This window comes from bacterium (genome assembly GCA_041648665.1).
Classification (GTDB): Bacteria; UBA10199; UBA10199; order 2-02-FULL-44-16; family JAAZCA01; genus JAFGMW01.
On the sequence record JBAZOP010000193.1, the window covers coordinates 1 to 2,876 of the forward strand.

3 protein-coding genes are annotated in these 2,876 nt (G+C 63.8%); all 3 read left to right on the forward strand.

Annotation, left to right across the window (positions count from 1 at the left end):
- The first annotated feature begins 223 nt into the window (after nucleotides 1-223).
- Nucleotides 224-481, forward strand: a complete 258-nt coding sequence (locus WC683_20575) for a hypothetical protein (GenBank protein MFA4975007.1) — start codon at nucleotides 224-226, stop codon at nucleotides 479-481.
- On the forward strand, nucleotides 481-2,295 hold the full coding sequence (locus tag WC683_20580) for a hypothetical protein (protein ID MFA4975008.1): 1,815 nt from the start codon (nucleotides 481-483) through the stop codon (nucleotides 2,293-2,295). Before WC683_20575 ends, WC683_20580 begins: the two co-directional genes overlap by 1 nt.
- A gap of 26 nt (nucleotides 2,296-2,321) precedes the next feature.
- Nucleotides 2,322-2,876, forward strand: a 555-nt coding sequence (locus WC683_20585) for a hypothetical protein (protein MFA4975009.1), incomplete at its 3' end; no start/stop codon positions are given.

The following is a 2,876-nucleotide window of genomic DNA, read 5'->3' on the forward strand; positions in this document are numbered from 1 at the left end:
CGCGCCCTCCTACTGTTCGCCTACTGTTGCCCTACTGTTCGCCAAGTGTTGACAAACTGTTTGGCAACTGTTGGCAAACAGTTAAAGGAAAGGGAACAGGAAAGGGAAAGGGAAAGGGAAAGGGAACAGGAACAGGAAAGGGAGTTCGTACCGGAGCAAGAGTTGTAGCAGTAGCAGAGGGCCAAAACCAAGATTTGCCTTCCGGACCGGCCCTATACAGGGTGTGAGATTCATCGAAGCCTGGGTACTCCTGAAGCAAGAGGCCGACCGACAGCGCGAGCTCGAGCGCCGGCGCCGAGAGTACATCGACCTCCAGAAGCGCCCCCTCAACTACCCGCTGATCGAGGCCCTGGTGACAGCAGCCGCCAAGCAGAACCCCGGGTTCTACTCCGAGATCACCTTCCCCGGCGGGATCAAGTGGACCTTCGGCGTCAAGGGCGGGGTCCGGCAGCAGGGCGCCCCGCACGACGAGGTGTTCTGATGGACTTCCAGAAGATCCTCACCGACGCGAATCAGCTCTCGAACTGGCTGTCCAAGCGCGAGATGAAGTACCTGCGGAACCTGAACCGGTACAACAACAACGGCCAGCGCCGCGAGGACATCTGGAACCTCTACAACGACCCGGTCTCGTACAACTTCGGCGCGAGCGAGGGCAACGCCCTCCCGTGGCCGATCGAGAACGTCATCAAAAGCTGCATCGATACGAAGCTCTCGAAGATGAGCCAGGTGAAGGTGCGGCCGTTCTTCAACCCGATCAACGGCAAGTGGCAGACGCGGAAGGTATGCCGCATCGGCCAGCAGTGGTCCGACCAGTGGTACCAGCGCGAGAGCATCTACCAGCTCGCCAACCTCTGCTACCGCGACGCGCAGATTTTCGAGGTCGGCCACATCTGGATCGACGAGGAGACGAAGAAGCCCCGGAGGCTGCGGCCTTGGGAGTACTTCTACGACCCCGCGGAGTTCAACTACAGCTGCCTCTCGCGCGTGATGATCGAGTTCCGTCAGTACCCCCTGGCGGCGCTGAAGAACATTCTGAAAAAGGATTCGGCCCCCTGGGCGAGCTACGCGCAGAACCCGTTCTACCGGTCCGACAAGTACCGCATCTATTACCTGCTCGAAGAGGGCAAGCGGTACGACATCGTCGACGGGGTGCTCATGCGCGAGACCGCGATCAAGTTCAAGCGGCCCCCCGTCGCGTCGATCCCCTACTGCCCGCCGGTGAAGGGCATGTGGTCCCCGTCGCTCGTCGACGACCTCATCACGCTGCAGCGCGAGCTCGACCTGGTGAACGAGAAGATCCACGACGCCGAGGAGAACACCCCGGCCAACCTGATCCTGACTCCGACCATCGGCGGCATCAAAGCCTCGACGCTCGACGCCGGCAAGGCCGGCCTGGTCTACGAGTACGAGCCGGCCCCCGGGGCCACCGCTCCCGCGACCGTCGTCACCCCGGCGGCGGTGAGCCCCCAGCTCCTCCAGCGGCGCAAAGAGATCATCGAGGCCATGTACAACATCTCGGGCGTCTCGATGCTCTCGGCGCAATCGAAGAAGCCCAGCGGCATCAACTCGGGCGTCATGCTCGACACCCTCGAGGACGTGGAGAGCGAGCGGTTCAACCGGGAGCTCCAGGATTTCGAGAAGTTCCTCATGACCATCTGCGAGATCGCCGTCGACGCACTCGAAGGCGACCTGCTGCCGAAGCGCGCGGGCCGTTCCACCGTGACGTGGAAGGACCTCCAGCGGGAGCGCGAGTTCTTCTCCGTGCAGTTCTCCCCCGCCTCGGCCCTCTCGAACACCCCGAAGGTGAAGATGGAGCAGGTGGAGAAGTTGCAGAAGATGGGCATCGTCGGCCCCGAGTGGGTCGCCTCGATGCTGCAGTTCCCCGACCTGGAGAAGTGCTACGGGATCGCCGCGGCCAACCGGGACGACATCGAGATGGTCACGGAGCGCGCGGCCGAGGAAGGCGACTTCGAGTTCTACGAGGTCGTGAGCCTCCCCGACCTCTACAAAAACGTGATGAACGAGATCATGCGCCTGGACGCCGACGAAGGCGAAAACGAGAAGATCCTCGGCAACCTCGTGGAGTTCCTGGGGGTCATCAAGGGCAAGATGGACACCCTCCAGGACGCCGCGCAGCCCCCGGCGCCCCCCGAAGTCCCCCAGCCGACCCAGCCCGCGGTCCCGCCGGCGCCCCCGCCCGCGGCCGCCCCAGTGGCCCTCGGCCAGGGGCCCGAACCAGTCCCGCAAGCCGCCAACATGCTTGCCTCGGCCCCCACCGCCGGAGGCCCAATTTGAAACCGGCCCTATAAGGAGTGACGACAATGACTGACCAGACCGTCCAGACCGCCGAAGAGCAGATCCCCACTCTCGCCGAGATCCTCGAGAAGATCCTCGAGATCGTCCAGTCCAACGAGGAGAAGCTGGCCAAGGTCACGGCTGCCCACGAGGAGCTGGACCGCGAGATCCACGAGGACTTCTTCGGCCCGCTGCACGAGCGCTACACCGCGCAGGTCCGCGGCGAGGGCATCGAGGCGCTGCGCCAGAAGCACGGCTCCCGCTTCGACCCGCTCGCCGAGCCGCTGAAAGCCTTCGGCATCGACGACGTGTACGAGCGCCTGTACGACGCCATCGAGGAGCTGAAGAAGGGCGAAGGCTACAAGCCCGAGGACGAGGGTCCGTTCATCGACGGCATCTTCAACCAGGCCATGGAGCGGATCTCGAAGGTCCGCGGAGAGCCCCCGAAGACCGAAGAGCCCCCGAAAGAGGAACCGCCGGCCGTCACCGAGACGACCGTGGAAGTCAAGGGCGAGGACAAGCCGCCCGAGCCGCCGAAGGAACCGCCTCGGAAGAAGAAGTGGTCCCCGGCGATGGATCTG

Excerpts from the sequence above, each read along its gene's own strand:
- WC683_20580 (MFA4975008.1), top strand. The coding sequence starts at position 481 with ATGGACTTCCAGAAGATCCTCACCGACGCGAATCAGCTCTCGAACTGG.